Origin of the sequence: Duganella sp. CF402 (assembly GCF_900109645.1) — a bacterium.
Taxonomy (GTDB): Bacteria; Pseudomonadota; Gammaproteobacteria; order Burkholderiales; family Burkholderiaceae_D; genus Rugamonas.
Window position 1 is genome coordinate 42,187 of sequence record NZ_FOBG01000005.1, and the last position, 25,926, is coordinate 68,112.

General features: G+C 60.1%; 26 protein-coding genes. 21 read left to right on the forward strand and 5 right to left on the reverse strand.

Features of this window, described 5'->3' with window-relative positions:
- Window positions 1–2 precede the first annotated feature (2 nt).
- From BMZ70_RS26570 to BMZ70_RS26580, 3 genes are all read left to right on the forward strand, one after another.
- Complete coding sequence (locus BMZ70_RS26570) at window positions 3–1,322, forward strand: thioredoxin family protein (protein ID WP_092281256.1); 1,320 nt, start codon at window positions 3–5, stop codon at window positions 1,320–1,322.
- A 225-nt stretch (window positions 1,323–1,547) separates the two neighbouring features.
- Window positions 1,548–1,841, forward strand: a complete 294-nt coding sequence (locus BMZ70_RS26575; protein ID WP_092281258.1) for a DUF4148 domain-containing protein — start codon at window positions 1,548–1,550, stop codon at window positions 1,839–1,841.
- 161 nt (window positions 1,842–2,002) lie between these two features.
- Window positions 2,003–3,601 carry a methyl-accepting chemotaxis protein gene (locus BMZ70_RS26580; RefSeq protein WP_092281260.1) on the forward strand — a complete coding sequence of 533 codons (1,599 nt, stop codon included), beginning with the start codon at window positions 2,003–2,005 and terminating at the stop codon, window positions 3,599–3,601.
- Between the two features lies 1 nt (window position 3,602).
- Here the strand turns inward: BMZ70_RS26580 and BMZ70_RS26585 are convergent, their stop codons facing one another.
- Together BMZ70_RS26585 and BMZ70_RS26590 are read right to left on the reverse strand one after the other, a co-directional pair.
- Entirely contained in the window at window positions 3,603–4,028 is a 426-nt protein-coding gene (locus BMZ70_RS26585; RefSeq protein ID WP_092281262.1) for a hypothetical protein, read from the reverse strand.
- Between the two features lie 64 nt (window positions 4,029–4,092).
- Entirely contained in the window at window positions 4,093–4,689 is a 597-nt protein-coding gene (locus BMZ70_RS26590) for an NADPH-dependent F420 reductase (protein ID WP_092281264.1), read from the reverse strand.
- Between the two features lie 107 nt (window positions 4,690–4,796).
- On the opposite strand from BMZ70_RS26590, the gene BMZ70_RS26595 reads away from it, so the two are divergent.
- On the forward strand, window positions 4,797–5,720 hold the full coding sequence (locus BMZ70_RS26595) for a LysR family transcriptional regulator (protein ID WP_092281266.1): 924 nt from the start codon (window positions 4,797–4,799) through the stop codon (window positions 5,718–5,720).
- Here the strand turns inward: BMZ70_RS26595 and BMZ70_RS26600 are convergent, their stop codons facing one another.
- Window positions 5,721–6,329: an OmpW/AlkL family protein gene (locus BMZ70_RS26600; protein ID WP_092281268.1), complete on the reverse strand. Its 609-nt coding sequence runs from the start codon at window positions 6,327–6,329 to the stop codon at window positions 5,721–5,723.
- A gap of 153 nt (window positions 6,330–6,482) precedes the next feature.
- On the opposite strand from BMZ70_RS26600, the gene BMZ70_RS26605 reads away from it, so the two are divergent.
- The 8 genes from BMZ70_RS26605 to BMZ70_RS26640 are packed head-to-tail and all read left to right on the forward strand — an operon-like array spanning window position 6,483 to window position 12,627.
- Entirely contained in the window at window positions 6,483–6,986 is a 504-nt protein-coding gene (locus BMZ70_RS26605) for a (2Fe-2S)-binding protein (RefSeq protein WP_092281270.1), read from the forward strand.
- Window positions 6,983–9,139 (forward strand): xanthine dehydrogenase family protein molybdopterin-binding subunit, encoded by a 2,157-nt coding sequence (locus BMZ70_RS26610; RefSeq protein ID WP_092281272.1) that lies wholly within the window; start codon window positions 6,983–6,985, stop codon window positions 9,137–9,139. Before BMZ70_RS26605 ends, BMZ70_RS26610 begins: the two co-directional genes overlap by 4 nt.
- Window positions 9,140–9,141: 2 nt before the next feature.
- Window positions 9,142–9,534, forward strand: coding sequence for a sulfur oxidation c-type cytochrome SoxX (gene soxX / locus BMZ70_RS26615; protein WP_092281373.1), 393 nt, complete (start codon window positions 9,142–9,144; stop codon window positions 9,532–9,534).
- Window positions 9,531–9,971 (forward strand): SoxY-related AACIE arm protein, encoded by a 441-nt coding sequence (locus BMZ70_RS26620; RefSeq protein ID WP_229205605.1) that lies wholly within the window; start codon window positions 9,531–9,533, stop codon window positions 9,969–9,971. The genes soxX and BMZ70_RS26620 overlap by 4 nt, the downstream gene beginning before the upstream one ends.
- The gene (gene soxZ / locus BMZ70_RS26625) at window positions 9,971–10,297 is read left to right on the forward strand and encodes a thiosulfate oxidation carrier complex protein SoxZ (RefSeq protein WP_092281276.1); all 327 of its coding nucleotides are present in this window, start codon (window positions 9,971–9,973) and stop codon (window positions 10,295–10,297) included. Before BMZ70_RS26620 ends, soxZ begins: the two co-directional genes overlap by 1 nt.
- Complete coding sequence (gene soxA / locus BMZ70_RS26630) at window positions 10,294–11,046, forward strand: sulfur oxidation c-type cytochrome SoxA (protein WP_092281278.1); 753 nt, start codon at window positions 10,294–10,296, stop codon at window positions 11,044–11,046. Before soxZ ends, soxA begins: the two co-directional genes overlap by 4 nt.
- A gap of 10 nt (window positions 11,047–11,056) precedes the next feature.
- Window positions 11,057–11,374 (forward strand): c-type cytochrome, encoded by a 318-nt coding sequence (locus BMZ70_RS26635; RefSeq protein WP_092281280.1) that lies wholly within the window; start codon window positions 11,057–11,059, stop codon window positions 11,372–11,374.
- The gene (locus tag BMZ70_RS26640; protein WP_092281283.1) at window positions 11,371–12,627 is read left to right on the forward strand and encodes an NAD(P)/FAD-dependent oxidoreductase; all 1,257 of its coding nucleotides are present in this window, start codon (window positions 11,371–11,373) and stop codon (window positions 12,625–12,627) included. The genes BMZ70_RS26635 and BMZ70_RS26640 overlap by 4 nt, the downstream gene beginning before the upstream one ends.
- On the opposite strand, the gene BMZ70_RS26645 is transcribed toward BMZ70_RS26640, so the two are convergent.
- The gene (locus tag BMZ70_RS26645) at window positions 12,624–13,349 is read right to left on the reverse strand and encodes a substrate-binding periplasmic protein (RefSeq protein ID WP_092281285.1); all 726 of its coding nucleotides are present in this window, start codon (window positions 13,347–13,349) and stop codon (window positions 12,624–12,626) included. The two genes, BMZ70_RS26640 and BMZ70_RS26645, sit on opposite strands and share 4 nt — an antisense overlap.
- Window positions 13,350–13,466: 117 nt before the next feature.
- Between BMZ70_RS26645 and BMZ70_RS26650 the strand changes: the two genes are divergently transcribed.
- The 9 genes from BMZ70_RS26650 to BMZ70_RS26690 all read left to right on the forward strand — a co-directional run bounded on the left by BMZ70_RS26650 (window position 13,467) and on the right by BMZ70_RS26690 (window position 22,729).
- Window positions 13,467–14,369 carry a hypothetical protein gene (locus tag BMZ70_RS26650; RefSeq protein ID WP_092281287.1) on the forward strand — a complete coding sequence of 301 codons (903 nt, stop codon included), beginning with the start codon at window positions 13,467–13,469 and terminating at the stop codon, window positions 14,367–14,369.
- 73 nt (window positions 14,370–14,442) lie between these two features.
- Window positions 14,443–14,847, forward strand: coding sequence for a type II toxin-antitoxin system PemK/MazF family toxin (locus BMZ70_RS26655; protein WP_092281289.1), 405 nt, complete (start codon window positions 14,443–14,445; stop codon window positions 14,845–14,847).
- Between the two features lie 269 nt (window positions 14,848–15,116).
- On the forward strand, window positions 15,117–16,949 hold the full coding sequence (tssF, locus tag BMZ70_RS26660) for a type VI secretion system baseplate subunit TssF (protein WP_092281291.1): 1,833 nt from the start codon (window positions 15,117–15,119) through the stop codon (window positions 16,947–16,949).
- Window positions 16,913–17,851, forward strand: a complete 939-nt coding sequence (tssG, locus tag BMZ70_RS26665) for a type VI secretion system baseplate subunit TssG (RefSeq protein WP_092281293.1) — start codon at window positions 16,913–16,915, stop codon at window positions 17,849–17,851. The genes tssF and tssG overlap by 37 nt, the downstream gene beginning before the upstream one ends.
- A gap of 91 nt (window positions 17,852–17,942) precedes the next feature.
- Entirely contained in the window at window positions 17,943–18,401 is a 459-nt protein-coding gene (locus BMZ70_RS29045; protein WP_255372226.1) for a contractile injection system protein, VgrG/Pvc8 family, read from the forward strand.
- Window positions 18,402–18,984: 583 nt separating this feature from the next.
- A complete protein-coding gene (locus tag BMZ70_RS29050) occupies window positions 18,985–19,251 on the forward strand; it encodes a hypothetical protein (RefSeq protein ID WP_229205607.1) in 267 nt (88 codons plus the stop codon).
- Between the two features lie 127 nt (window positions 19,252–19,378).
- Window positions 19,379–20,944 (forward strand): recombinase family protein, encoded by a 1,566-nt coding sequence (locus tag BMZ70_RS26680; protein WP_092281375.1) that lies wholly within the window; start codon window positions 19,379–19,381, stop codon window positions 20,942–20,944.
- Window position 20,945: 1 nt separating this feature from the next.
- Window positions 20,946–21,842, forward strand: a complete 897-nt coding sequence (locus tag BMZ70_RS26685; RefSeq protein ID WP_092281297.1) for a ParB/RepB/Spo0J family partition protein — start codon at window positions 20,946–20,948, stop codon at window positions 21,840–21,842.
- Entirely contained in the window at window positions 21,839–22,729 is an 891-nt protein-coding gene (locus tag BMZ70_RS26690) for a plasmid partitioning protein RepB C-terminal domain-containing protein (protein ID WP_092281299.1), read from the forward strand. Before BMZ70_RS26685 ends, BMZ70_RS26690 begins: the two co-directional genes overlap by 4 nt.
- Before the next feature lie 1,513 nt (window positions 22,730–24,242).
- Here the strand turns inward: BMZ70_RS26690 and BMZ70_RS26695 are convergent.
- Window positions 24,243–25,805 (reverse strand): recombinase family protein, encoded by a 1,563-nt coding sequence (locus BMZ70_RS26695; protein WP_092281301.1) that lies wholly within the window; start codon window positions 25,803–25,805, stop codon window positions 24,243–24,245.
- Between the last annotated feature and the right edge of the window lie 121 nt (window positions 25,806–25,926).

Below are 25,926 nucleotides of genomic sequence, written 5' to 3' on the forward strand. Positions count from 1 at the left end.
ACATGGCGGCAATCGAATGGCTGGACGGCAGCCTGGCCGAAGCGCAGGCATGGTCGCGGGCGCAGCAGCGTCCGCTGTTCCTGTACTGGGGCGCCGTGTGGTGTCCGCCGTGCAACCGCGTCAAATCCGAGATCTTTGCGCGCGACGAATTCGTGGCGCGCTCGGCCTCGGCGCTGTGCTACCACCTTGATGGCGACAGCGCCGGCGCGCAGGCGCTGGCCGCACAATACCAACTGCGCAGCTACCCGACGCTGGTGCTGTTCGCGCCGGATGGCAGCGAAATCACGCGCCTTCCGTGCGAGCTCGACGGCGAGTTGTTCGTTGCCGCATTCGATACCGCGCTGGGCGTGCACAAGGCCGGCTCATCGGCCGCCGCCGCGCTGGAAGCGGCCCTGTCCGGCTCGCGCGCTCTGAGCGCCGCCGAATGGTCGCTGCTCAGCCACTATTCGTGGGACACCGACGAAGGCAAGCTGCTGGGCGACCGCGCGCTGGCGCCCACCTTGGCCGCACTGGTAGCCGCCGCATCGGCTGGCGACCATGCCAATCCAGACGCCGCCGCGCGCCTGCACCTGCACGCGCAACTGGCTTCCGGCACGGGCGACGCCGCCGCGCTGCTGGCCGTGCTGGCCGATGCGCGCCTGGCCCGCTCCAACCTGGACATCTTCAACAACAGCGGCCTCAGCCTCATCAAAATTGCGGGCCGGCGCGAAGAGCTGGCTGCTGCGCTGGGCAGCGTCGCCGCCCAATGGGCCGACGATTTCTGGCTGAGCGCGCCGGACCGCTTGATGGCAGTACGCCTGCAAATGCGCATGTCGCGCCTGCTGGCGCCGTCGCACGGCCTGCAGGACGTGGTGCGCGAGCGTGTCGAACAGGCCTTGGCCGAATCCACCGATCCGTACGAACGCCACACCCTGGTCAACACCGCCGTGAGCGCGCTCAACGACGCCGGCCTGTCGGCCGAGGCCGAGCAAGTGCTGCTGGCCGAACTGCCGCGTTCGCACTCACCGTACTACTTCATGCTGAGTCTGGCGGCCAGCGCCAAGCGCCGCAGCGACACCGCCGCCGTGCTCGACTGGTACGGCCAAGCCTGGCAAACCTCGACCGGCCCGGCGACGCGCCTGCAGTGGGGCGTGAGCTACCTGAGCAGCCTGATCGACCTGGTGCCGCAGGACAGCGCCCGCATCGAGCAAGCGGCACAAAGCCTGCTGGCCGACGTCCAAGCCGCCGGCGCCGACGCCCACCAGCAGCGCAACCTGAGCCAACTGCAAAAGCTGGCGCCGAAACGGGCCAGCCTCCCCCGCGCCCTCGCCGCCGCCCTCTAATTTCCGCCCCCCAATTCAGGGTCAGCTCTGTCATTTGGACACGCGCGTATGATGTTTGAGAAATATCAACACGCGAATTATTTGTCCGAATGACAGAGCTGACCCTGAATTGCGGCTTTGAAATTTATCGGATTATCGAATGGGTTTGAGCTGATATTTGCGCTTTTTTATCGTATTTTTTAATACTAAGATGACTCCATCGAACCTCACTTCAGGAGCATCAAAATGAACGCCAAAGCCATCTTCGCCGCCGCCTCCCTGCTGATCGCCGCTGGCAGCACTTTCGCCGCTGACACCAACGAAGCCGCCTTCGACCAGGCCTTCCGCAGCAATACCGGCACCAGCACCCTGACCCGCGAACAGGTGATCGCCGAAACCATCGCCGCCCGCAAGGCTGGTCTGCTGGATATCAACGATGCCTACCAGGACATCGCCTACCAGGCCACCCAGCAGAAACAGGCGCAAGTGAAAGCCCAACAACTGGCCGCCAAGCAGAACAAGGACCAGTCCGCGCACTAAGCCGCGCGCCCGCTCCAAGCCCCGCTCAACGGGCGCCGCGATCCCCACGCGGCGCCCGTTTTTCTTTATTTGCGCATAAACCACAGCATGACATTTCTTACACCGCACCGCTGGGCTTTGGCAGTATCCTCGTTGCTATAAGTCAATAGGAGACAACTGCCATGAATAAATTGACGTTCCAGCAGAAGCTGTGGGTACCCTTGATTTGCAGCCTGCTGTGTATCACCGCGATCTTCGTGTTTGAAACCTTCCAGACCCGCAACGTGCGCATGGAAGAGCGCAAGGCCGATTTGCAGAACATGGACGACCTCGCCATCAGCATCCTCAAGCAATACGGCGACAAGGCCGCCGCCGGCACCCTTGCCAAGGAGGAGGCGCAAAAGCAGGCGATGGATCTGATTCGCGGCCTGCGCTACGCCAAGGATGGCTACTTCACCATCAGCACCGGCACCCTGTCGCTGATGCACCCGATTAAGCCGGAAAACAATAACAAGGACTTGTCCGAGCTGAAGGATCCCAAGGGCACCTACGTCTACCGCGCGATCGCGGCCACCGGCGCCTTGGCGGGCGGCGGCGGCTTCGTCAATTACTACTGGTCGCGCCCTGGCTCCACCGAACCGGTCCCGAAAATGAGCCGCGTCTCGCACTTCGAACCGTGGAACTGGGACGTGACCACCGGCGTGTATATCGACGATATCGACATCGCCTTCCGCAACTCGCTGCTGAAGTCGGCCGGCATGCTGGCCGTGGTGTGCGTGGTGCTGTCGGGTATCGTCAGCGTGGTCAACAAGAACCTGCGCCACACCATCGGCGGCGATCCGGAATATGTGGGCGAGATTACGCAGAAGATAGCCGAGGGCGATCTCAGCCTTGAGGTGCATACCCATTCGTCCGACCAGCGCAGCATCCTGTACTCGGTGAAGACCATGCAGCAGCGGCTGGCCACGACCATCGGCGAAATCCGTAACAGTGCCGAGACGATTGCCACCGCATCGGGCGAGATCGCCTCCGGCAATATGGATTTGTCGGCGCGCACCGAGTCGCAAGCCAGCTCGCTGGAAGAAACCGCCGCCTCGATGGAAGAGCTGACCTCGACCGTGACCCAGAACGCCGACAACGCGGTGCAGGCCAACCAACTGGTGCAGTCGGCCTCGGAAGTGGCCGAGCGCGGCGGCAAGGTGGTGAAGCAGGTGGTACAGACGATGGAAACCATCAACGCTTCGGCCACCCGCATTGTGGATATCATCAGCGTGATCGATGGCATCGCCTTCCAGACGAATATTCTGGCATTGAACGCGGCAGTGGAAGCAGCCCGTGCCGGCGAGCAGGGCCGTGGCTTCGCAGTAGTGGCGTCGGAGGTGCGCAACTTGGCCCAGCGCTCGGCCGCTGCCGCCAAGGAAATCAAGGAATTGATCAACGCCTCGGTGGACAGCATCGGCGCCGGCAGCGCGCTGGTGGCGGAGGCCGGCACGACGATGGACCAGGTGGTGGCCAGCGTCTCGCGCGTGACCCAGATCATGTCGTCGATCACCGAGGCATCGAGCGAGCAGAGCACTGGCATCGGCCACGTCAACATGGCCATCACGGAGATGGATTCGGTGACGCAGCAGAATGCCGCGCTGGTGGAGCAGGCCGCAGCAGCGGCGGGCAGCATGCAGGAACAGGCGGCGATGCTGGCCTCGCTGGTGGCGCGCTTCAAGCTGAGCGGCGAGCAGGCGGCCGCCCGTCCGGCCGGGCGCCAGGTGGCGCTGGTGCGCTAACTTACTTGGCGTCGGCGGGCACGGTTTCGATGACGGCGGCTTCGTAGACGAACTTGTTGCCGTCCGCGCGGAACACGCCCATCAGTTCGCCGCCGTCGCCTTTCACATCGGGATACTGGGTGCAGGTCTGCGTTTCGACCTGCCACACTTCCTGGCCGGCGCGCAGGGTCCAGACGTTGTCGCCACCGGACAGCAGTTCGATTTCCACATCCTCGGCCGGCATCTCGGTCAGCTCGATGCGGCGGATGCATTCGGGCAGGCGCTGCATGATCAGCTCGACCCGGCTCTCGCTGCTCCAGAAATGCTTCTGCGCCCGATGGATGGTGAGCGCGTGATTGCCCACCGGCCCGTCGGCGTAGTACGACGCGGAGTCGTCCACGCAGGCGGTCAGCAGCAAGGGCATGAGGAGTATCAGGGCGTTGCGCATGGGGCTTTCCAGAGTGGGCTATCGATTTGGTAACATTATAGCGGCCCACGCGCGTTGCTCGATATTAACCCATGCGCACCAGATTCAGCACGGGCAGCGGGCCGCCAGGGAATTGCGCCAGGCGTCCACCGCCATCCAGCGTGCCGAGGTCGATGCCGGCAAAGCCCAGTTGCCCGATCAATTCGGCTACGCGCGCTTTGGCGTCCTGGTCATCACCCGAATAGAACAACACCCGCCGCCCGCCATCTGATTGCGGGTCGCTGCCCAGCAATGCAGCGCCCAGATGATTGAACGCCTTGACCACGCTTGCACCGGGCAGCAGGTCGGCCACCACGGAGCTGGAAGCGCGTCCGTCCAGATCCACCGCGCGGAAGCTCGGCACTTCGACCGCGTTGTTGGCATCGATCACGATGCGGCCATTCCACGGCCCCAGTCCGCGCACCGCTTCTGGCAGGCGAGCCCAGTTCACTGCGAGGAAAACGATATCGGCCTTGGCCGCCTCTGCCACGCTGACCGGGGTCACGCCCAGTTCCTGGCTCAGGGCCGCCAGTGATTCGGGGCCGCGGCTGTTGGCGATCGAGGCGGCAATGCCGGCTTTGCTCAGCAAGCGTGCAATGGCAGTGCCGATGGCGCCCGCGCCGATGATAGCGATCTTGTTCATGCTGCGTTCCTTTCAAATGGGTTTGCGATGAGGCTAGTATGGCGATCTCAAGTTGATACAGGTAGTGGTAGACTGCTGGTAGCAGTTTCAAGCAAACGTTGAGAGTCATGGAAACCCTGTCCAACCTCGAATCCTTCGTGCGCAGCGCGGAATCGGCCAGTTTCTCGGCGGCGGCGCGGCGCCTGGCGTTGACGCCGGCTGCGGTCAGCCGCAACGTCGCGCAACTTGAGCGCAATCTGGGCGTGCGTCTGTTTCAGCGCAGCACGCGCGGATTAAAGTTGACCGAGGCTGGCGAACGTTTCCTGCAAGCGGTGGGAACGGGACTGGACAGCATTCAGGAAGCCATCGCGCAGGCCAGCACCACAGCCGGCGAACCAGCCGGTGTGTTGAAGATCAGCGTGGCGCCGCGCTTCGGCCGTAAGTACGTGCTGCCGCTAATGCCGGCGTTTCTGGCGCGCTATCCTGCATTGACGCTGGACCTGCATGTGGAGAATCGCCGTGTCGACCTGATTGCTGGCGGTTACGATGCGGCGATCGGCGGCGGCTTTGAGCTGTCGCCCGGCGTGGTGGCCAGGGAGCTGATCCCTGCGCATGGCGTGGTGGTGGCGTCGCCGGCATACCTGAAGGGGCGCAAGCTGCCGACAGAGCCGGCTGCGCTGGCCGCGTTCGATGCGATTGCCATGCGCTCGCCGCAGAGTGGCCGTGTTAAACCTTGGGAGCTGCGTAACCGGCAAGGAGACGAGGTGGCAGCTGAGTTACGACCGCGTGTCTTGCTCAATGATCCGGATGCCATATGCAGCGCCGCCTTGCTGGGGATGGGCGTGGCCCTGCTGGTGCTTCCCGATGTGGCGCACCATTTGCAAAGCGGTGCGCTCGTACGCGTGCTGCCTGATTGGCATGTGAACGTGGGCGCGGTGTCGTTGTACTACACCAGTCAGAAACTGATGCCAGCCAAGACCCGCGCCTTTGTCGATTATGTGACGTCGGCGTTCCGCGAGCAGCAACTGGCGAAACGCCTTTCTGCAGTGTGATCAGAAGCGGTAGCCGACGCCCACGCCCAGCAGCACCGGATCGATCTTCACGCGGCTGACCTTGGCGCCGCCGATCAGCACATCGCTGCGGATCTGCACTTTCTTCACATCGATGTTGAACGACCAGTGCTTGTCGATCGCCACATCGGCGCCGGCTTGCAGTGCGAGGCCGACGCTGTCGTGCTCCAGGCTGGCCGCGCCGTTCAGCAGCTTGTTGCCTGAGAAGGTGGTGTAGTTCACACCCGCGCCCACGTACGGACGGAAGCTCGCATCAGGCAGGAAGTGGTACTGCGCCAGCAGCGTCGGCGGCAGGTGCTTGACGGTGCCGATGTTCGCGCCATCCAATGCCACGTCGTGCTTTTGCGGATAGGTCAGCACCAGTTCCGCCGCGATGTTCTTGGTGAAGAAATAGGACACGTCCAGTTCCGGGATGGTCTTGCTGCTGACGCTAATACGGTCGCTGGCGCCGATGCCGCCCACCGGGTCGGATTTGTCGGCGGGATCCAGATGCACGGCGCGTGCGCGCACCAGCCACGGACTTTCTTGCGCCGCAGCGGCGCCGCTCACCAGAACCAGTGCTGCCAATACTGCTGCTACATGCTTGCTCATTTCACTTCCTCTTTTGTCGTCGTTAAATAACGTGAACAAGTCTATTGATGCGGCGCAGTAAAAACTTTGATCCAGGTCAAAAATTTCCAAAAGCAAAATAGTGGTAGCATGACCAGCTGTCGTTTTGGGCAACCTACAAACAGGAGATCAGGCATGGGCAAGCTGAACGTCAACGGCGTGGTGAGGGAGTATGAGGCGGAGGACGATACGCCGCTGTTGTGGGTGATCCGCGAGCAGCTCGGGATGACCGGCACCAAGTACGGCTGCGGCATGGCCCAATGCGGCGCCTGCACCGTGCACATCGACGGCCAGGCCGTGCGCAGCTGCGTGTATCCTGCCGCCGCCGTCACCGCCACCCAGAAGATCACCACCATCGAGGGCTTGTCGAAAGACGGCTCGCATCCCATCCAGAAAGCCTGGGCCGCGCTGGACGTGCCGCAGTGCGGCTTCTGCCAGTCCGGCATGATCATGGCCGCCGCTGCGCTGATCCGCGAGAAACCTAAGTGTACCGATGCCGACATCGACGCGGCCATGACCAATATCTGCCGATGCGGCACCTACAACCGCGTGCGCAAGGCCATCCACGTGGCGGTGCGCGGCGGCGATCCCGCCACGGCGGGCCTGGCGATTGAACGCATCGAAGGGAGCAAAGCATGAACGCACCTGTATCGCGCCGCAGCTTCCTCAAGATGGCCGGCGGCCTGATGGTCGCCTTCCACATTCCGTTCGATGCCGCCGCCGCCGAGGCCGCGCCTGAAGTCAACGCGTGGGTGGTGGTCAAGCCCGACGACACCATAGTGATCCGCATCGCCCGTTCCGAGATGGGGCAGGGCACGCTGACCGGTCTCGCGCAGTTGGTGGCGGAAGAACTGGATGCCGATTGGAGCAAGGTCACCACCGAATATCCAACGCCGGGCCAGAACCTGGCGCGCAAGCGCGTGTGGGGCTCGTTCTCCACCGGCGGCAGCCGTGGTGTGCGCGAGTCGCACGACTACGTGCGCAAGGGTGGCGCAATCGCACGCACTATGCTGGTACAAGCCGCAGCCGATGCATGGAAGGTGCCCGCGTCCGAATGCGTCGCCTCGGCCAGCATCATCACGCACAAGCCGACCGGCCGCACCATCAGCTACGGCAAGGTGGCCGATGCCGCCGCCAAACTCACACCGCCGACCGAGGTGGCGCTGAAAGATCCCAAGGACTGGAAGCTGGCCGGCAAGCGCCTCGCGCGTCTGGACACGGTGGACAAAACCACCGGCGCGCAAATCTACGGCATGGATATCAAGATGCCCGGTTTGCTCAACGCGGCCATCAAGGATTGCCCGGTGTTTGGCGGCACGGTGAAGAGCTTCGACGCTGCGGCCATCGAGAAGCGGCCCGGCATCAAGAAAGTCTTCAAGCTGGGTGACAGCGCCGTGGTGGTGGTGGCCGACACGTGGTGGCGCGCCAAGTCCGCGCTGGATGCCTTGCCGATTGAATGGGACAAGGGACCGAACGCCAAGCTGTCGCAGAAGGACATCAACGCCACGCTGAAGGCCGCGCTGGACGCGCCGGAAGCGGTGGTGGGCAATGCGAACGGCGACGCCAAGGCGGCCATCAACGCCGCCGCGCGCAAGATCGAGGCGGTGTATTCCTTCCCGTGGCAAAACCACGCCACGATGGAAACCATGAACGCCACCGCGATCTGGACGCCGGAGCGCTGCGAAGTCTGGACGCCGACCCAGAACGGCGAGGCCGCGCTGGCCGCCACCGCCGAAGCAGCAGGCCTGCCTGCGGCCAAGTGCGATGTCTACAAGGTGCATCTGGGCGGCGGCTTTGGCCGTCGCGGCGCCACGCATGACTGGGTGACGCAGGTGGTGAAGATCGCCAAGGAGATGCCCGGCACGCCCATCAAGTTGATCTGGTCGCGCGAGGAAGACATGCTGCATGGCCGCTACCACCCGATCACGCAGTGCAAGCTGACGGCGGGGCTGGATGCGAAGGGTAACGTCACCGGCCTGCACATGCGTATCGCAGGGCAGTCGATTCTTGCATCGCTGGGCTCCACGCTGAAGGATGGCAAGGACCCGGTGGTGTTCCAGGGCTTGAACGCGCCGGGTGGCGAAGCCTCCATCGGCTACAGCATCCCGAACCTGCTGGTCGATCACGCGATGCGCAATCCGTCCGTGCCTGCGGGCTTCTGGCGCGGCGTGAACCTGAACCAGAATGCGATCTACCTCGAATGCTTCATGGACGAACTGGCGCATGCGACCAAGCAGGATCCGTTGGCCTTCCGCCGCAAGCTGATGGCCGATTCGCCCAAGCACCTGGCGGTGCTGAACGCGGTGGCGGAGAAGGCCGGCTGGGGCAAGCCGGCGCCGAAGGGCGTGTATCGCGGCCTGGCGCAGACGATGGGCTTCGGCAGCTACGTGGCCGCGTGCGCCGAAGTGTCGGTGGACCGCAAGACCGGCAAGGTGAAGATCCTTCGCATCGTCGCAGCGACCGATCCGGGCTACGCGGTGAACCCGCAGCAGATCGAGGCACAGGTGGAGGGCTCGTTTGTGTACGGCCTGTCCGCAGCGCTGTACGGCGAGTGCACGCTGAAAGATGGCCAGATGGAGCAGCAGAACTTCGACACCTACCGCGTGCTGAAGATGGACGAGATGCCGAAAGTGGAATCCATCATCATGCCATCGGGCGGCTTCTGGGGCGGCGTGGGCGAGCCGACGATTGCGGTGGCCGCGCCGGCGGTGCTGAACGCCATCTTCGCCGCCACCGGCAAGCGTGTACGCGACCTGCCGCTCAAAAACACCAGTCTGGTGAAGAAGGCCTAGCAATGAAAGCGCTGGCGTTGGCCGCGCTGCTGTCCGCCGTCGCAAGTGTAGCGCTTGCGATGGACGGCGACGCAGCGCGCGGCCGCGCCATCGTCGCCAACCGCCAGCTCAGCCTCTGCCTGCTGTGCCACACCGCACCGATTCCTGAAGACCGCTTTCAAGGCAACCTCGCGCCGGACCTGCAAGGCGCAGGCTCGCGCTGGACCGGCGACCAACTGCGCGAACGCATCATGGACGCCAGCCGCTTCAATCCAGACACCATCATGCCCGCCTACTACAAGATCGACGGACTGCATCGCGTGGCCGCCGCCTACAAGGACAAAACCATCCTCACCGGGCAGCAGATCGAAGACGTGGTGGCATGGCTGCAAACCCTGAAGGAGCCCGCGCCATGAAGCGCCGCGAGCTGCTCGCCGCCGGTGCAGGCATGGCGCTGCTGGCGCTGGTCCGCCCGGCTTCCGCAACACCGGCGGACATGGCCGCCGCCATCAACACCTTCACCGGCGGCGCCAAACCGCAAACCGGCAAAGTCAAATTCGACATCGCCCAACTGATCGACAACGGCAACGCCGTCCCCGTCACCGTCTCGGTGGACAGCGCAGCGGCGCAGGTGCGCGCCATCGCCATCTTCACGGAGCGTAACCCGCAAACCGAAGTGGCCGTATTCACGCTCGGCCCACGCGCAGGCAAAGCCGAAGTCTCCACCCGCATCCGCCTCGCCACCTCGCAACGCCTGATGGCCGTGGCGCGCATGAGCGACGGCAGCTACTGGTCGCACGGCGTGGACGTCATCGTTGCACTGGCCGCGTGTATCGAAGGCGAGGCCCCCTGATGGCCCGCGCCCTGATCCACATGCCTGCCACCGCGCGCCAGGGTGAGGTGATCGAAATCCGCGCCCTGATCGGGCACCCGATGGAAACCGGCTACCGCGTCGGCGCCGACGGCAAGCTGCTGGCGCGCGACATCATCCGCAAGTTTGAATGTCGCTACAACGGCGAAGCGGTCTTCGGCGCGGAATTGCATCAGGCCATCTCCGCCAATCCCTACATCGCCTTCTTCGCACTGGCGACGGAAAGCGGCACGTTGGAATTCAAGTGGGAGGGCGACAACGGCTTCGCCCACTCCGAAAAAATGCAGCTCACGGTGAGCGCATCATGAAGCTGGCGCTGGCCTTCGCCCTGATCGCCGCATCGGCGCTGGCCGCCGACGAGCGCCGCTCCGGCGCAGATTTCATGAGCCCCGCCACACAAGCCATGCAGCGCGACGACGCACAAAACCCCGCCATGCTGTGGATCGGCAGCGGCGAAGCGCAATGGAACGCCGCCGCCGGCAGCAGCACCAAATCCTGCGCCAGCTGCCACGGCGACGCCCGTACCAGCATGCGCGGCGTGGCAGCCCGCTTCCCGGCCTTCCATGCCGACAGCGGCAAGTCCGTGAACCTCAGCCAGCGCATCAACATCTGCCGCGAGCGCAAGCAGCAAGCCATGCCGTGGCGCGCCGAGAGCGAAGAACTGCTCGGCATGGAAGCCTACATCGCCATGCAATCACGCGGCATGCCAGTCGCACCGCCACAGAACGAGGGAACGCGCGCCACCGCAGCACGCGGAAAGCAGCTGTACTTTCAACGCATCGGTCAACTGAACCTCTCATGCGCACAGTGCCATGACCAGCAGTGGGGCAAGCGCCTCGGTGGCAGCACCATCCCGCAAGCACACGCGAACGCGTATCCGATCTACCGCCTTGAATGGCAAGCGATGGGATCACTACAACGCCGCCTGCGCAACTGCATGAGCGGCGTGCGCGCAGAAGTGCCGCAGTACGGCGCACAAGAACTGATCGAACTGGAAGCCTGGCTCGCCGTGCGCGACCAAGGCATGAAAATCGAAACGCCGGGCGTAAGGCCCTGAGGAGACAACGATGAAACACCTGCTGTTTTCCATCCTGCTGACAGCTGCGGGCGCGGCGAGCGCCGAGCCGTCCGCTATTCCAGCAGGTGCGCGCCTTGCCGCCACCTGCGCCGCCTGCCACGGCACCGGCGGCGACACCAAGGGCAGCACGCTTCCACCCCTCGCCGGCCAACCGCAACAAGCCTTGTCCGCCAGCCTGCACGCCTTCAAAACCGGCAAGCGCGAATCGACCATCATGACGCAAATCGCCAAAGGCTACACCGACGAACAGATCGAACAACTGGCCGCATGGTTCGCCGCGCAAAAGAAACCGGAGGCCGCAAAATGAAACGCCGCCAATTCCTGCAAGCCACCAGCGCCAGCGCACTGCTGGCTGGATGCGCCACCATCACCGGCCAGGCCAAACCGCACGTCATCGTCATCGGCGGCGGCTACGGCGGCGCCACGGCAGCACGCTACGTGCGCATGTGGAGCGAACACACCATCGACGTCACCCTGATCGAACCGAACGCCAGCTTCATCTCCTGCCCGCTCTCCAACCTCGTGCTGGGCGGATCAAAACAACTCGGCGACCTCACCATGACCATGAAGGCGCAACATGGCATCCGCATCGTGCGCGACACCGTGACGAGCATCAACGCCGAGAAACGCACGCTGGCGCTGGCCGGCGGCACAACGCTCAGCTACGACCGCCTGATCGTCTCCCCCGGCGTGGACTTCATGTGGGACCAGCTCCCCGGCATGCTCAAACCCGGCGCACAGGACAGCATCCTCCACGCATGGAAAGCCGGCGCGCAAACCACCGCCCTGCGCGCGCAGCTGCAAGCCATGCCGGACGGCGGCACCTACGCCATGACCATCCCGCCCGCGCCGTACCGCTGCCCGCCCGGCCCCTACGAACGCGCATCGCAAATCGCTTTCTACTTCAGCCGCCACAAGCCAAAATCCAAAGTCCTGATTCTGGACGCCAACGACGACGTGGTATCCAAAGGCCCGCTGTTCAAGAAAATCTGGAAAGAGCGCTACGCCGGCATCATCGAATACCGCCCATCGTTCCGCACCGCCGACGTGGACCCCGCCAACCGCACCGCCATCTCCGAACTGGGCGACAAAGTGCAAGCCGATGTACTGAACGTGATCCCGCCGCAGCGCGCCGGCAGCATCGCCGTGCAAACCGGCCTGGCCAATGCCAACGCGCGCTGGTGCGGCGTGGACTTCCTCAGCTTCGAATCCACGCAGGCGAAAAACATCCATGTGCTGGGCGACGCCATCGCCGTGGCGCCGTTGATGCCCAAGTCCGCCCACATGGCCAACCAGCACGCCAAAGTCTGCGCCGCCGCCGTGGTGGACCTGCTCAATGGCCGCGCGCCCTACGCGCATCCCATGCTGACCAACACCTGCTACAGCTTCGTCTCCGACAAGGACGTGATCCACGTCGCCTCCGTGCACGCCTACGACGCGGAAAAGAAAACGCTGCTGGTGGTCTCCGGCTCGGGCGGCGTGTCGCCTGGCGCGACCGCGCTGGAAGGGGAATATGCGATGAACTGGGCCCGCAACATCTGGGCCGACACACTGGGCTAGCGGTAGCGCGCCATGATCTGGTCGATGCTGCCGTCCTTGATGAGCGCATCGACCGCCTTGTTCACTTCATCGAAGGGAATCGAGGACTTGAGCGAGAACGCACACTGCGCCTTGTACGACGAGAACACCAGATCCGCCCGCACCTTCAGGCCTGGCTGCACGCGGTGCAGGTAATTCAGCGTGGCCTCGCTGATCATCGTGTAGGGCACTTTGCCGGCCACCATCTGCTGGATATTCCTGTCCATATTGGCCGCATCCACGCGCTTGAAGCGATGGCCCAGCACCAGCTCCACGCGCGGATAGCGGTAGCCGACCACCGTGCCGACCGGCTTGTCCTTCAAATCCTTGAGTGAACGCAGGTGCGGCGCATCGCTGCGGGCGGCGATCATCTCCGCGTCCGGCAGCATGGGCGGGCTCCAGTTGTAATCGCCGTCGATCCAGAACGGCAGCAGATAGCACATGCCGTCCGCGCGGCCGCTGCTGAGTGCCGGCGTGACATCGGGCGAATCGGCATTCAGATAGACCGGGCGGCGGCCCAGGCGCTGGGCCAGCGCGTCGCCGACATCCTTGACGATGCCGCCGCTGAGCGCACCGCCCTGGAAGCGCGCGATCGGCATGGCCTGGTCCAGCGGCGCCAGCATGACCAATTCTCCCGGTCCGGCCAGTGCGCGGGCGCAGGCCAGGCCAAGCAGGAGGGGAAAATGGCGTCGGCGTAGGGGCATGGCCCATTATAGCCCGGCGCCTTGCCTGCCGCGCCGAGCTTGCCTTTGGGCAAACGGGCGCTGGTATCCGCGCAGACATTTTAGACTGGAACCCAATGTTTCTTTGGGGAGTACACCATGACACACACTTTGACCGCCGTATTTGAAACCCGTGCCGAAGCCCAGCTCGCCAAGGATGAGCTGGTCCACAATGGCTACGACCACGACAGCATCCAGATCCACGACTCGGGCAGCGTGGCCGGCACCGCGCGCATCAATGACGACGCCTCCATCCTCGACAACGTCAAGCAGATGTTCAGCCAAATGATCGGCAAGGACCACGCCGACCGCCATGTGTACGCTGAAGCACTGAACCGCGGCCACACCGTGCTGGCGGTGGACACTACCACCTTGGAAGCGGCCGAACGTGCGGCCGACATCATCGAGGACTTCAATCCGATCGACATCGACGAACACGAAACCATGTGGCGCGCCAGCGGCTGGGGCGCGGAAGCGCTGCAGGGCGGCGCGCGCATGCAGCAGATCAGCACCGGCGCCCAGCAAGCCGCGCCCGAGCAGCATGGCATCCGCCCGCGCGAAGACGCGGTGGTGTTCGCGCGCGCCGAGCAGGTGGCGACGCCGGGATCACAGCAGCGCGGCGACGCTGCCATCCCGCCCGCTGCGGCGGACGCCGTGGCCGATATCCAGAGCACCATCCAGCGCAGCGGCATGCGCATCTACCCGCGCAACGAACCGAATCAGGACACCCTCAACATCCTGCGCGGGAACGAGGAAGCGGAGGACGACTACTTCCGTTCGCACTGGGAGAAAACCCTGTCCTACACCGGCGGCACCTACCAGGAATACGACCCGGCCTACCGCTACGGCGAATCGATGGCGGGCAACCCCGGCTACGAGGACAAGCCGTTCGGCGAAGTGGAATCCGAACTGCGCGTGACCTGGGAACGCCGCCACCCGCAGTCGAGCTGGGACAAGTTCAAGGAAGCGGTGCGGCATGGGTGGGAGCGTATTACGAAGTAATCCTGCTTTATCTCAAAATAGCCCCCTGACTTTAACGACAAAATGATTTGTTGTTGAAGCTGGGGAGCTTGCAATGAAGATACCTTTTTATCCGGAGCAGGGCACGGTGCTGGTATGTGATTTCAAAGGATTTATTGAGTCTGAGATGGTTAAAAGGCGTCCTGTAATTGTAGTGTCGCCCAAACGGAAACATGGCCCTCGCTTGGTGACGGTGATACCGACCAGTACTACAGCGCCCCGACCAGCGGAGAAATTTCACTTCAAAATCACTTTTGATCCACCTCTCCCTGATCCATACTCCGATGCGGAGTTCTGGATTAAGTGCGATATGATTTATCAAGTTAGTTTAGATCGCCTGACATTGCCGCGAATTGGCAGAGATGAGAATAAGCGGCGAATGTATGACCAGCGCGTGGTAAGTTCCGCAACACTGCATCAGATACAAAATGGCATCGCAATGGCGCTTGGCTTAATTTGACACCATAAAATGCATCAACTATGATCAGGATTCCTGCACTGCCTCAGGCATCAGGCTTAAGTCCTCGGAAGAGGCCTTTGCATCTGGAGATTGCAATCCTATGCAACGACATTCTGAGCCCTACTTCGGTGGGGCTCTTTGCTTTTTGGGAAAGACACGACATTTCACTAGGAATTGCTTAATCTCAAAAACAGTCCTATTCATAGTGACATCATCGGGGACTTGCGCGGCCTGTTTGCGGGCCGGCTTTTCCCGGATGGATGCCGACGATGGAAAAACTGCTGCCGTACTATGAACGCGAGTTAAGCATGCTGCGGCGCGCCGGCGCCGAGTTTGCGGGGCGTTATCCCAAGCTCGCGGGCAGCTTGCAACTGCGCGGTGAAAACTGCGCCGACCCGCATGTGGAACGGCTGATCCAGGCCTCCGCCTTCCTCAACGCCCGCGTCGCCAAGCTGCTCGACGACGGCTACGCCCACTTCACCGAAGCGCTGCTCGGCATCTTGTACCCGCACTACCTGCGGCCGATCCCCTCCTGCTCCATCGCCCGCATAGACTACAGCGGAGCGCGTGGTAACGACATCAGTACCATCAACGTGCTGCCACGCGGCGCCAGCCTGAAAACGATGGGGCAGGGCACGATGGTGTGCAGCTTCCGCACCGTCTACGACACGGTAGTGGCACCGCTAGACATCAGCGCGGCGGCACTTGAGCCGTATCCGCAAACCCCGCCCACGCTGGCGCTGCCGCCGGATGCGGGCGTCGCCATCCGCATCGCCATCTCGTGCACCGCCACCGCGCGCGGGTTGGCTGCGGTGGGTCTGTCCACGCTGCGCGTCTACATCGATGGCGAAGCCTCGCTGCGGGCCGCCCTGCGCGATGCGCTATTCATGCGCACCGCCTGCGCCTGCGTGGAAGCGGATGACCAATGGCGCATGCTGGAGCGCCTGCCGCTGTCGCCCGCCGGGCTATCCGCCGACGAAGCGCTGCTGCCCGCCGCACCATCCGAACACAGCGCCTACCGGCTGTTGAGCGAGTACTTTGCTTTCCCTGAAAAATTCGACTTTTTCGACATCGACCTGGCCGCGCTGACCGCCGGCCTGCCGGAACACTGCACGCGCTTGACCCTGCGCCTGCTGCTGCGCGACGTGCGCCCCGACATGCCGGCCGCGCGCATCCTCCACACCCTGACGGCGGACAACCTGCTGCTGGGCTGCACGCCCGTGGTCAACCTGTTCTCGCAAGCCGCCACGCCCATCCGCGTGACGCAAGAGAGCAGCAGCTATCCGCTGATGGCTGACGACATGCCGGGCAAGGTCTGCGACATCTACAGCGTCGACCGTGTGCAGATGGTGCGCAAGACCGCCGAGGGCAGCGCGGTCACGGAATTCTTCCCCTATTATTCGCTGCGCCACGGCGAGGCGGAAAGTCGCAAAGGCCATTACTGGCTGATGCAGCGTGAAGACCTGATGAGCGCAGGCCACGAACACACGCTCACACTGGTGGACCGCGACTTCTCACCGCTGCGCTGCGACAGCGCCATCGCTTCCGTGCAGATGACCTGCACCAACCGTGACCTGCCGCACGGTCTGCCGTACGGCCGCGCCGGCGGCGACCTGACCACGGAAAGCCAGACCGGCAGCTTCCCCATCCGCCTGCTGCATCGCCCTACCTTGTCGCACCGGCTGTCAAGCGAAGGCCGCCGCCAGTGGGGCCTGATCGCGCAACTGGCGCTGAACCATCGCTCGCTGACGCAGGAAGGCCAGCCGGCGCTGACCGCCATGCTACGCCTCTACGCCCAGCAGGACAGCCTGGTGTCGCAGCGGCTGATCGACGGCGTGACCGCGCTGACCCACCGGCCGGCGACAGCGTGGGTGCGGCAGGCGCACGGCAACGCCTACCTGCGCGGCATCGAAGTGCAGGTGTCGCTGGACGAGGAAGCCTATGCCGGCGTTGGCATCCACGCCTTCGCACAAATCCTCGACCACCTGTTTGCCCTGCATGTGCACCTGAACAGCTTTACGCGGCTGGTGGTGTTGTCCCACGTGAGCGGAAAGGAGTTGCTGCGATGCCCACCTCGCAACGGCACATTGACGCTGGCGTGATCGGCCAACTGCTGGCCGCGCCGCAGCGCTTTGAATTCTTCCAGGCGGTGCGGCTGCTGGAACAATGGCGTCCGGACAGCGCGCGCTTCCGTAACCGGCTGGCGATGAGCTTCCCGCCCAACCAGATCGAAAATATCGGCGTCGATGACAATAGCGTGCGCCTGACGCCGACCTTCATCGGCCTGCTGGGCAGCCAAGGCGTGCTGCCGCTGCACTACTCGGACCGCATCGCAAGGCACGAACGGGAACGCAACGACGGCGGCCCGCGCGCCTTCCTCGATCTGCTGTCGCACCGGGCGGTGCAGATGTTCTACCAAGCGTGGGCGAGGAACCGGCTGGAATGCGCCGACGATGCTTATCTGGACATGCTGAACGCCTTGTCCGGCCACCATCTCGACGACGACATCATCGACCGCGAAACACTGGCCTTCTACGCCATGCAAATCCGCGCCCGCACCGTCTCCGCACCGCTGATGGCGAGCATGTACTCGGAATACTTCGGCGTGCCGGTGAAGGTGGAACAGCTGGTGGGCGAATGGAGCGAACTGCCGCCATCGGACCAGGCGCAATTGGGAGGCGCGAACGTCGACCTGGGAGATGGCGTGATGCTCGGAGGCCGCACCTATCGCTGCGACGCGCGCGCACGTCTGCGTATCGGCCCGCTGGACCGGGAACACTACGAGCGCTTCCTACCCGGCCATCCCAGCGCGCACCACCTGCGCGCCGTGCTGGAACTGCACTGCGGCGTGGGCATGACATGGGAAGTGCACCTGATCCAACGCGCGCAAGACATGCGTGGCGTGCGTCTCGACGCCAGCGCCAGATTGGGCGTGAACGCAAGGCTGCTGGGCGGCCCGGCCACCCAGGATCACGACGAGTTGATGTATCTGCTGCATAGCTAAGGAGCGACCGTGGAAAGCGACAGCGATTTTTTCGGCTTCATGGGATTGATCAAGGAACTGGTCACTGACAACCGGCCCTTGCGGCTACCAGCTGGTGCTGCGCGACGCGCTGGCGATACTGGAAAAGCGCACCAACACACGCTTGTTCCGCAATATGGATGAAGTGGAAATCGTCCAGCGCATCCTCAACGAATGGCGGCAGAAAAGCCCGGTGCTGGGCTCCTGCTTCAGGCAAGAACTGGACGAGGCGTTCGAACTGCGTACCTACCCAAAGCGCGAATTCACCATGCAGCACAACGAATCGGATGCGGCCTTCATTGGCGACTTGCGCGCGGTGTTCCAGGCCAACATGCCGCCCCAGCGCTTCAACTACCAGCAGCGCGTCGGCCGCGCTGGACGCAGGGGGCAGGCCGGTGTTGTTTTCTTTAACGAGACAAGATATAGGTATGACAAAAAAATAGGAGCCTGCGGCCCCTATTTTTCATTAACTTCGAAGATTTTTCACAGAGGTGAAAAGTTTATACTGACTGTAAAGCTCTGCGTGCCGTAAGGCGCCATAGTTAGTTCAACTCACTTCATCGAAAATCAAAGACATAGCAGGCTTGGTGACAAAGTGAAGATAGGGTTGAGACAGATTTTTCGCGACCAGCCTAAGGAGGTACCACAGTTTGTGCACCTCCTTTTTTTCGTGCGTTCAGAAAGAGCTTCGTCCTTGAGCAATCTGCTTGATCGAGGGCAGAAGTAGAGCGAGGTCACCAACTGACTGCAAAAAATGTCGTGTTCGATCGGTGGGGACGGGGGCGTGTTGTGGAAGATGATCCTGCGACGTTCCGAACTTTTGGAAGCGCGTTGAGCAAGATGTTGTTGCGAAAGTTGAGACGAAATTTCGGGTTGCAAATTTCGTGTTTTGACAGATCCTGCATTGTGTCTTGAAGGTACGGAGAGCACAAATGCGGACAAAAAAATGTGAAGCCTGTGGCCAGCGATTTCAGCCCAGGCCACAGGCTCCCAATCAGGCCTACTGCTCTGAGCCAGCGTGTCAGAGGACCCGCCGGCTCAGGTGGCAAATTGACAAACGCAAGAACGATCCAGACTACGCGGAGAATCAATATCGGGCGCAGCTGGCGTGGAGAATGCGAAACGCCGACTACTGGAAGAATTATCGTGCCGAGCATCCTGATTATGTCGAGCGGAACCGGAAAAATCAACGCATCCGCAGTCGGCAGGAACTATCCGATCAGAAAAACGAAATTGCAAAGATGGACGCGTCCACACCGGGTGGAAGAGTGACGTCAGGGATCTATCGCATGAATCTGATCTCAACGTTTGACATTGCAAAAATGGGCGTGTGGATGGTTGAATTGCGAGTGATCTCATACTCCGAGCCTGGCGAAAAATAGCGTTGCAAAGAGATGACGTCTGGATGTTACCGATTTCAGCTGCTATCTTGGATCTAGCGTCTTCTCCCGACGAGCCGGCATCAACCGACTCCGGAAAGACGAGTCAATGATCTGGATGGCGGCGGCTATGTCAAGAGACCCGTTTAGCAATGCTGAAGTCGCGACAGTGAACCGCGTATGCGCGGTCGAATACGTTCGGATGTCGACTGAGCATCAGCAATATTCCACGGAAAATCAAGCATCAAAAATTCGCGAGTACGCAGCCCGGCGGGGCGTTGAGATAATTCGTACTTACGCTGATGCAGGCAAGAGTGGTCTACGTATTGACGGACGTGAAGCGTTGCAACGGCTGCTCCGTGACGTCGAGAGTGGGGCTAATGAGTTCCAGATGATCCTGGTGTATGACGTGAGCCGTTGGGGACGATTCCAAGATGCTGATGAAAGTGCGTACTACGAGTATCGCTGCCGTCGGGCTGGCATCCAAGTAGTGTACTGCGCCGAGCAATTCGAAAACGATGGCTCGCCAGTATCCACAATTGTGAAAGGAGTTAAACGGGCTATGGCTGGCGAATATAGCCGTGAGCTCTCGGCCAAAGTCTTTGCTGGCCAATGCCGCCTGATCGAGCTCGGCTACCGCCAAGGTGGTCCGGCCGGGTATGGGCTACGGAGAGTTCTCATTGATCAAAATGGGTGCCTCAAGACGGAGCTTCAAAGAGGAGAGCATAAGAGTTTACAAACAGATCGGGTGATCCTTGTTTCCGGGCCGGACGAGGAGGTCGAAACCGTCAATCAGATGTACCGGTGGTTTATCGAAGAAAGTCTTATTGAATCTGAAATCGCAACGAGGTTAAACAATCTCGGACTCAAGACAGATTTGGGCCGGTCTTGGACGCGTGCTACGGTGCACGAGGTCTTGACCAATGAGAAGTACATCGGTAATAACGTGTACAACCGTACCTCTTTCAAGCTCAAAAAAATCAGGGTGGTAAACACGCCGGATATGTGGGTCCGTAAGGAGAGTGCCTTTGCTCCGATCGTTCCGAGTGAAATTTTCTATACCGTGCGTGGAATCATGACAGCACGCGCCCGACGCTACTCGGATGAGGAGCTGATTACGAGACTGCGCAATCTATACCAGAATCGCGGCTTTCTATCTGGATTAGTAATTAACGAGACAGAAGGTATGCCGTCCACAGCTGTCTACTCGCATCGCTTTGGGAGTCTGTTAAGGGCTTACGAGACTGTGGGCTTTTCGCCCGATCGAGACTATCGCTATCTGGAGGCAAATAGGTTTTTGCGCGGCTATCACCCTGAAGTTGTCGGACAGGTAGAACGCGCCATTGCGGACTTAGGCGGGTTGGTTGTCAGAGATCCAGCGACAGAAATGTTATGGCTAAATGGAGAGTTCAGCATCTCGCTGGTCCTGGCTCGGTGCCAAGAACATGGTGTGGGCCGCTACTCGTGGAAGATACGGTTCGATACCAGCCTCGCTCCGGATATTACTGTCGCTGTGCGTTTGGATCGAACGAACCGAAATGCGCTCGACTACTATCTTCTTCCTCGGCTCGATTTTGATGACGCGCGTATCAGCCTTAAGGAAAGCAATCCCATCGAGTTTGAGGCTTACCATTTTGACTCCCTGGACTATCTCTACGGCATGGCGGAGCGCGTGAGAGTAAGAAAGGCTGCCTAATATGGAACAGTGGCCTACAGAAATGAAGATGATTCCGATCGATCTGATCGAGACTCTAAATCCACGAGAGCGCAATGCCAAGGTCTTCGACGATATCGTCGCGAACATAAGAACTATAGGCCTTAAAAAACCTATCACCGTAACGTTGAGAAAACGATCAGACGGAACGGAGCGCTATCTTCTTATCTGTGGAGAAGGGCGAGTTAAGGCATTCAAAGCCCTTGGACAGATGTCGATACCGGCGCTTGTAGTGACGGTGGATGATGAGGGGGCTCTCATCATGAACCTCACCGAGAACATCGCACGCCGACAATATCGGCCGCTAGAGGCGATGCAAGCAATCGAAAATTTACGGAAGAGTGGGTACGATAAAAAAGACATCGCGGCCAAAACGGGCCTTCGTCCAGAGTATGTTCATGGCATTCTCTCATTGCTAAAGAACGGCGAAGAACGGTTGCTCGTTGCCGTGGCAAAGGGGCGAATTCCGTTGACTGCGGCGTTGACGATTGCTAACGCCGGCGATGACAACGCTGCAGTGCAAGTGGCGCTGCAGAACGCGTATGAATCTGGAGCATTGCGTGGACAACAGCTTCTGCAGGCCAGGAAGGTCATAGAGAACCGTCAAGTATTGGGCCCATCGGTTTCCACCGGCACAAAGCGCAAACGTGCGGATGTCACCACCTCCAGTCTGATCAGAACCTATCAAAAAGAGGTTTCTCGCCAAAAAATGATGGTCAAGAAAGCGGAGTTTGCCCAACAGCGCTTATTGTTCGTCACAGGAGCCTTACGCCAACTGTTGGTGGATGAGAACTTTACAACCCTCCTCAGAGCCGAAAGTCTTGATACGTTGCCAAAGTATCTTTCTGAACGTGTTTGGCCTATGGGGAACGCAGCATGACAGAGATCGCACTTGGGTTTTTACCTGAACCCCTTAACGTTCAGATTGACCACATCCTTCTCTCGCGAAAGGTGCCACCGGAGTCGGTCACTTCTCGAAAGTTTGCCCAAATTCGCGCTTCCATAGAGGAGGTAGGAATGATTGAGCCCTTGTCGGTGGTTCCATCAGGTAAAGGCTCAAGCGCACCGGGGTTGTACATTTTACTGGATGGCCATCTGCGGCTAGTGGCACTACAACAATTGAACTGCACGGAGGCGTTCTGTCTAGTTGCGACGGACGATGAAGCCTATACCTACAACAGTCGCGTCAATCGACTGTCTACGATCCAGGAGCATTTCATGATTCGTAGAGCTATCGAGCGCGGCGTCACACCTCAGCGTCTCGCGAAAGCGCTCAGTGTCGATGTTACTCAGATCAGTAAGAAGCTCGGGCTTCTAAATGGCATCTGTCCTGAGGCGGCAGAGCTCCTGGCAGATAGACAGTTCTCTACGGAGATATCGCGTGTGCTTCGCAAGATGAAGCCGACCAGACAAGTGGAATGTGTTGAGCTTATGGTCTCCGCAAATAACATAACGGTAAGTTATGCCGAAGCGATGTTAGTAGCAACGCCAGCCCAGATGCTAGTAGACGGGAAGAAGCCGACACGTATGTCTGGTGTCTCGTCAGAGCAGATATCAAAGATGGAACGCGAGATGAGTAATTTGCAGGTGCAATATAAGACAGTCGAACAGACATATGGTCAGGATGTGCTGCATTTGGTCTTAGCGAAAGGTTACCTCGCAAAACTACTAGAAAATAAAGCCGTCTCTCGCTATCTCAAGCAGAAGCAGCCTGAAATATATTCGGAGTTCGAAATCATAGTGAAGACAGTTTCTCTTGATCAGTAGCTATTGGGCCAAATTGCCTTAGGCCCGACGCGGCCGAAAGTGGGCCTGCGGTACGTCCACCAGAACGCTTTCACGGTTATGCTGTTAATTGGCCGCTAAACGCGGGTGGCAGTCGGTTGATTGCAGTCGCCCAAAGTACAAACTGCGCGAATCCGGGGAAGACACTGGCTGCGGTACTGACATTGAAACGTGACGAGATCTGGCGTGGTCATCATTACTGTAGACTAGCCAAATGGCTCGAATGGGCCTGGAATGACTAATATATGTGGAGGGGTTATGGCTATTGCAAAAAATCCTGGTGAGCCCCCAGACCTCGACGCGTCATCGGAATCGCAGCACCAGCCCGTCGATGTGCTCGAGGGGCGTCGTAGTCGTCGCGTTGCGGCTCTGGCTGCGGCCGAAGGTCTGTGGAAGAATCGCTCTGATGTACCTAGGGACGGAATCGAGTACCAAAATCGGCTGCGAGCTGAATGGAATTGATCTGTTCGACACAAAAATTTTCTTTGACGTGCAAACGGCATTCAGCAGCGACAGCTTGATGGCATGGTCTGACAGTGGGGGGCACGATCGTCCTCCTCCACATTTGCTTTAATGCTGAATTGAGGTTGAAGCGTAACTTTTCCGTAAAAATATTGTGGTCCGCCGTCTATGCTCTTTCCAGAGATGATCTCAAGTTTATTGTTAGGTGCCCAACGCAGCGTACTTTGTTTGCTGATGCCACATCGAAAAGCAGCAACACTAAATGTCTCTATTTGTGCGGTGAATGTGGCGACCTCGGCTGCGGTGCTATCTAGCAAAACTATTGGGAATCCGGCCGTCGCGCACTATCTTAAAATCGCCGGCCCGAGGTTTTTGCAGAGTTTGAAGCGATTGTACAGATGGTGTCTATTGACTAGTAGCTTCATATGGCGCCGTTACTACACGATCGGCGCACGCTCTTTAAAAATTTATTGAGTTCTTATCGAGCGTCCCGCCAGTCCTGCTGGACGCTCAATGGATCACATTGGCCCACCGTCGTAGTTGTTCAGTGATGAGTAGTGAATTGAGTTGAAGTAAATGACCTCGGCAGCGTACGTGTCCGTGCCGGCGTATTGATGCGCGGCAGAGAGAAGTGGCTCACACTTAATTTCAGCATTAGTTTGTGCTAGCTCAACAGCATGGCTTTCAAAGTGCGTATTATTTTTTCATGGACATACGAACTTTTCGATTTTGCGCGATAGCGCGCCAGCTAGCGCTGTCACATGGACGTTACTATGCTGCCGTATTTTTATGTGAAAATCATATCGACATCAATGTTGCCCTCGCTGTCTTAGTGCAGAGCCAGGTAATCCAGCCCAGCTCATCTTTGAACACTCCACGTCTCAGCGGGACACGTTGACTTCGCACGGAGCAAGATGCTACCCGGCGATCATTGGTCGCGGGCGCAAGCCGGCAGTCTGTGTTGTTACGCTTCGCGCGGCTTAGCGAATGGCCCAAGCGGAAAGTAGCGTTATTGTTTTCAATGCGGTACCCCTTACGTTTCTTTTGGGCGTCTCGCCCGCCTCGTTCCGAACATGTCGCTCATAGAGGCATATCGATGCTGATTGAGTGGGCTTCGGGAGTCAGGGCGGCACGGTAACGGAATCCACTTGCCGTCGTAGTTAGCCATTCTCACAAGGTAGAAGTCCAATACGGTCCTGTTGCTAGGATCGAGCTTGGCTGCGATGACGAAGTCTGCCCCAGCCGCCAAGATGGCGCGCAGCCTCCAGCGATTGCCCGCGCCTTCTTTCTGACAACGCACCGCCGCAATTTTCAACGTAATCGCGTTATTCACCCTCAACATGTCCTTGCCTTTAGCAGTAGTGGCGGTCCCCCCTGCCGCCACGATTAATTCGGTGGCCTTAGCAACCAAAGCCGATCTGATTTCACGCAATGCCCGCCTGGATTCGACATACGAGAATGCGCCTGGGACGTCGAGGCCTGCCAGGCTATAGGCATTGGCGAGCGTCTCGAAATGATATTTGAAGGTCTGCGGCGTAGGAGAGGGAGCTCGTTTGGAAATCAGCAGCGCTGAAATTTTTCCATGAGTGGCATAAATCTCTCGCAAGATTTTCAACAGATCGTCGTCAGAGTACCTTTGGTGGCGCTGCGTCCGCTCCGCTTGAGCTTCTTTGAACAGATCGTTTGGAACCAGTGCGGGATAGGCTCCACTCTTTCGTATCCACATGTCCGGAGGGTTGGTGACGAAGTGCTTTCGAAGCTTGCACGAGGTACGGTTGTAGACCGCGTTTCCAGCGTACTTCTCGTTCGTAAGTATGCTGTTCACCGTATTCTTCGTCCAAGGCTTTCCTGCCTCGCCAGGCACGCCGGCCGCGTTAAGCATGGCCGCAATACGCTTGTCTCCAAGCTTTAAGCGCAGATACCAATCGTAAATGGTCCCGACGACAAGAGCCTCTTCGTTGGTGCCGGGCCTAAGCACAACGCGATCCGTTTGTGCTGGCTTTCGTTCGCCGGCCTGCAGTTCGACGCGCGGATTACCGACTATGTCCAGGGCTATACGCCGAAGGCCATACCCGGCAGGGCCTCCCTGCTTGTAACCCATCAGCGTAAAATTGCACTGTGCAGCGAATACTTTCGCGGAGAGCTCCCTACTGTATTCGCCAGCCATCAAACGTTTTAATGCTTTGAGAATCGCAGCCATTGGCGAATCATCCTCTGCAAATGGCTCCGCACAGTAAACGACATTAATGCGAGCGATTTTGCAGACAAACTCATAATACGCGCTTTCGTCGGCGTCCTGAAAGCGCCCCCAACGGCTGATATCGTAAACCAAAATCGTATTGAAATCTGCCAAGCCTGATGTGACGTCTTCAAGCAAAGAGCGCAGGCCTGAGCGCCCCGCTAACCGCAGACCGCTCTTTCCACTGTCTTCATAAGATCGCACAATAGATATTCCCCGTCGCCGAGCGTATTCGTCTATCACTACTCTCTGGTGCTGGATGGAATAGTTCTGGCGCTCAGTGGACATTCGTAAGTATGCGGCTGCGCGGTTGCTTGCGAACGGCTCGCGATCGGAATTTTTTGGACGTGTATCCATGAGCTTCCCTCCCGTTATTGAGTCGACTGCTGAGGTATCTCAATATACGCCTGTCTAATTCAGATAGGGTTGCTAAAGAAGCTTGATACTATGGATGCCTTTGACTGGCATGCGTACCACG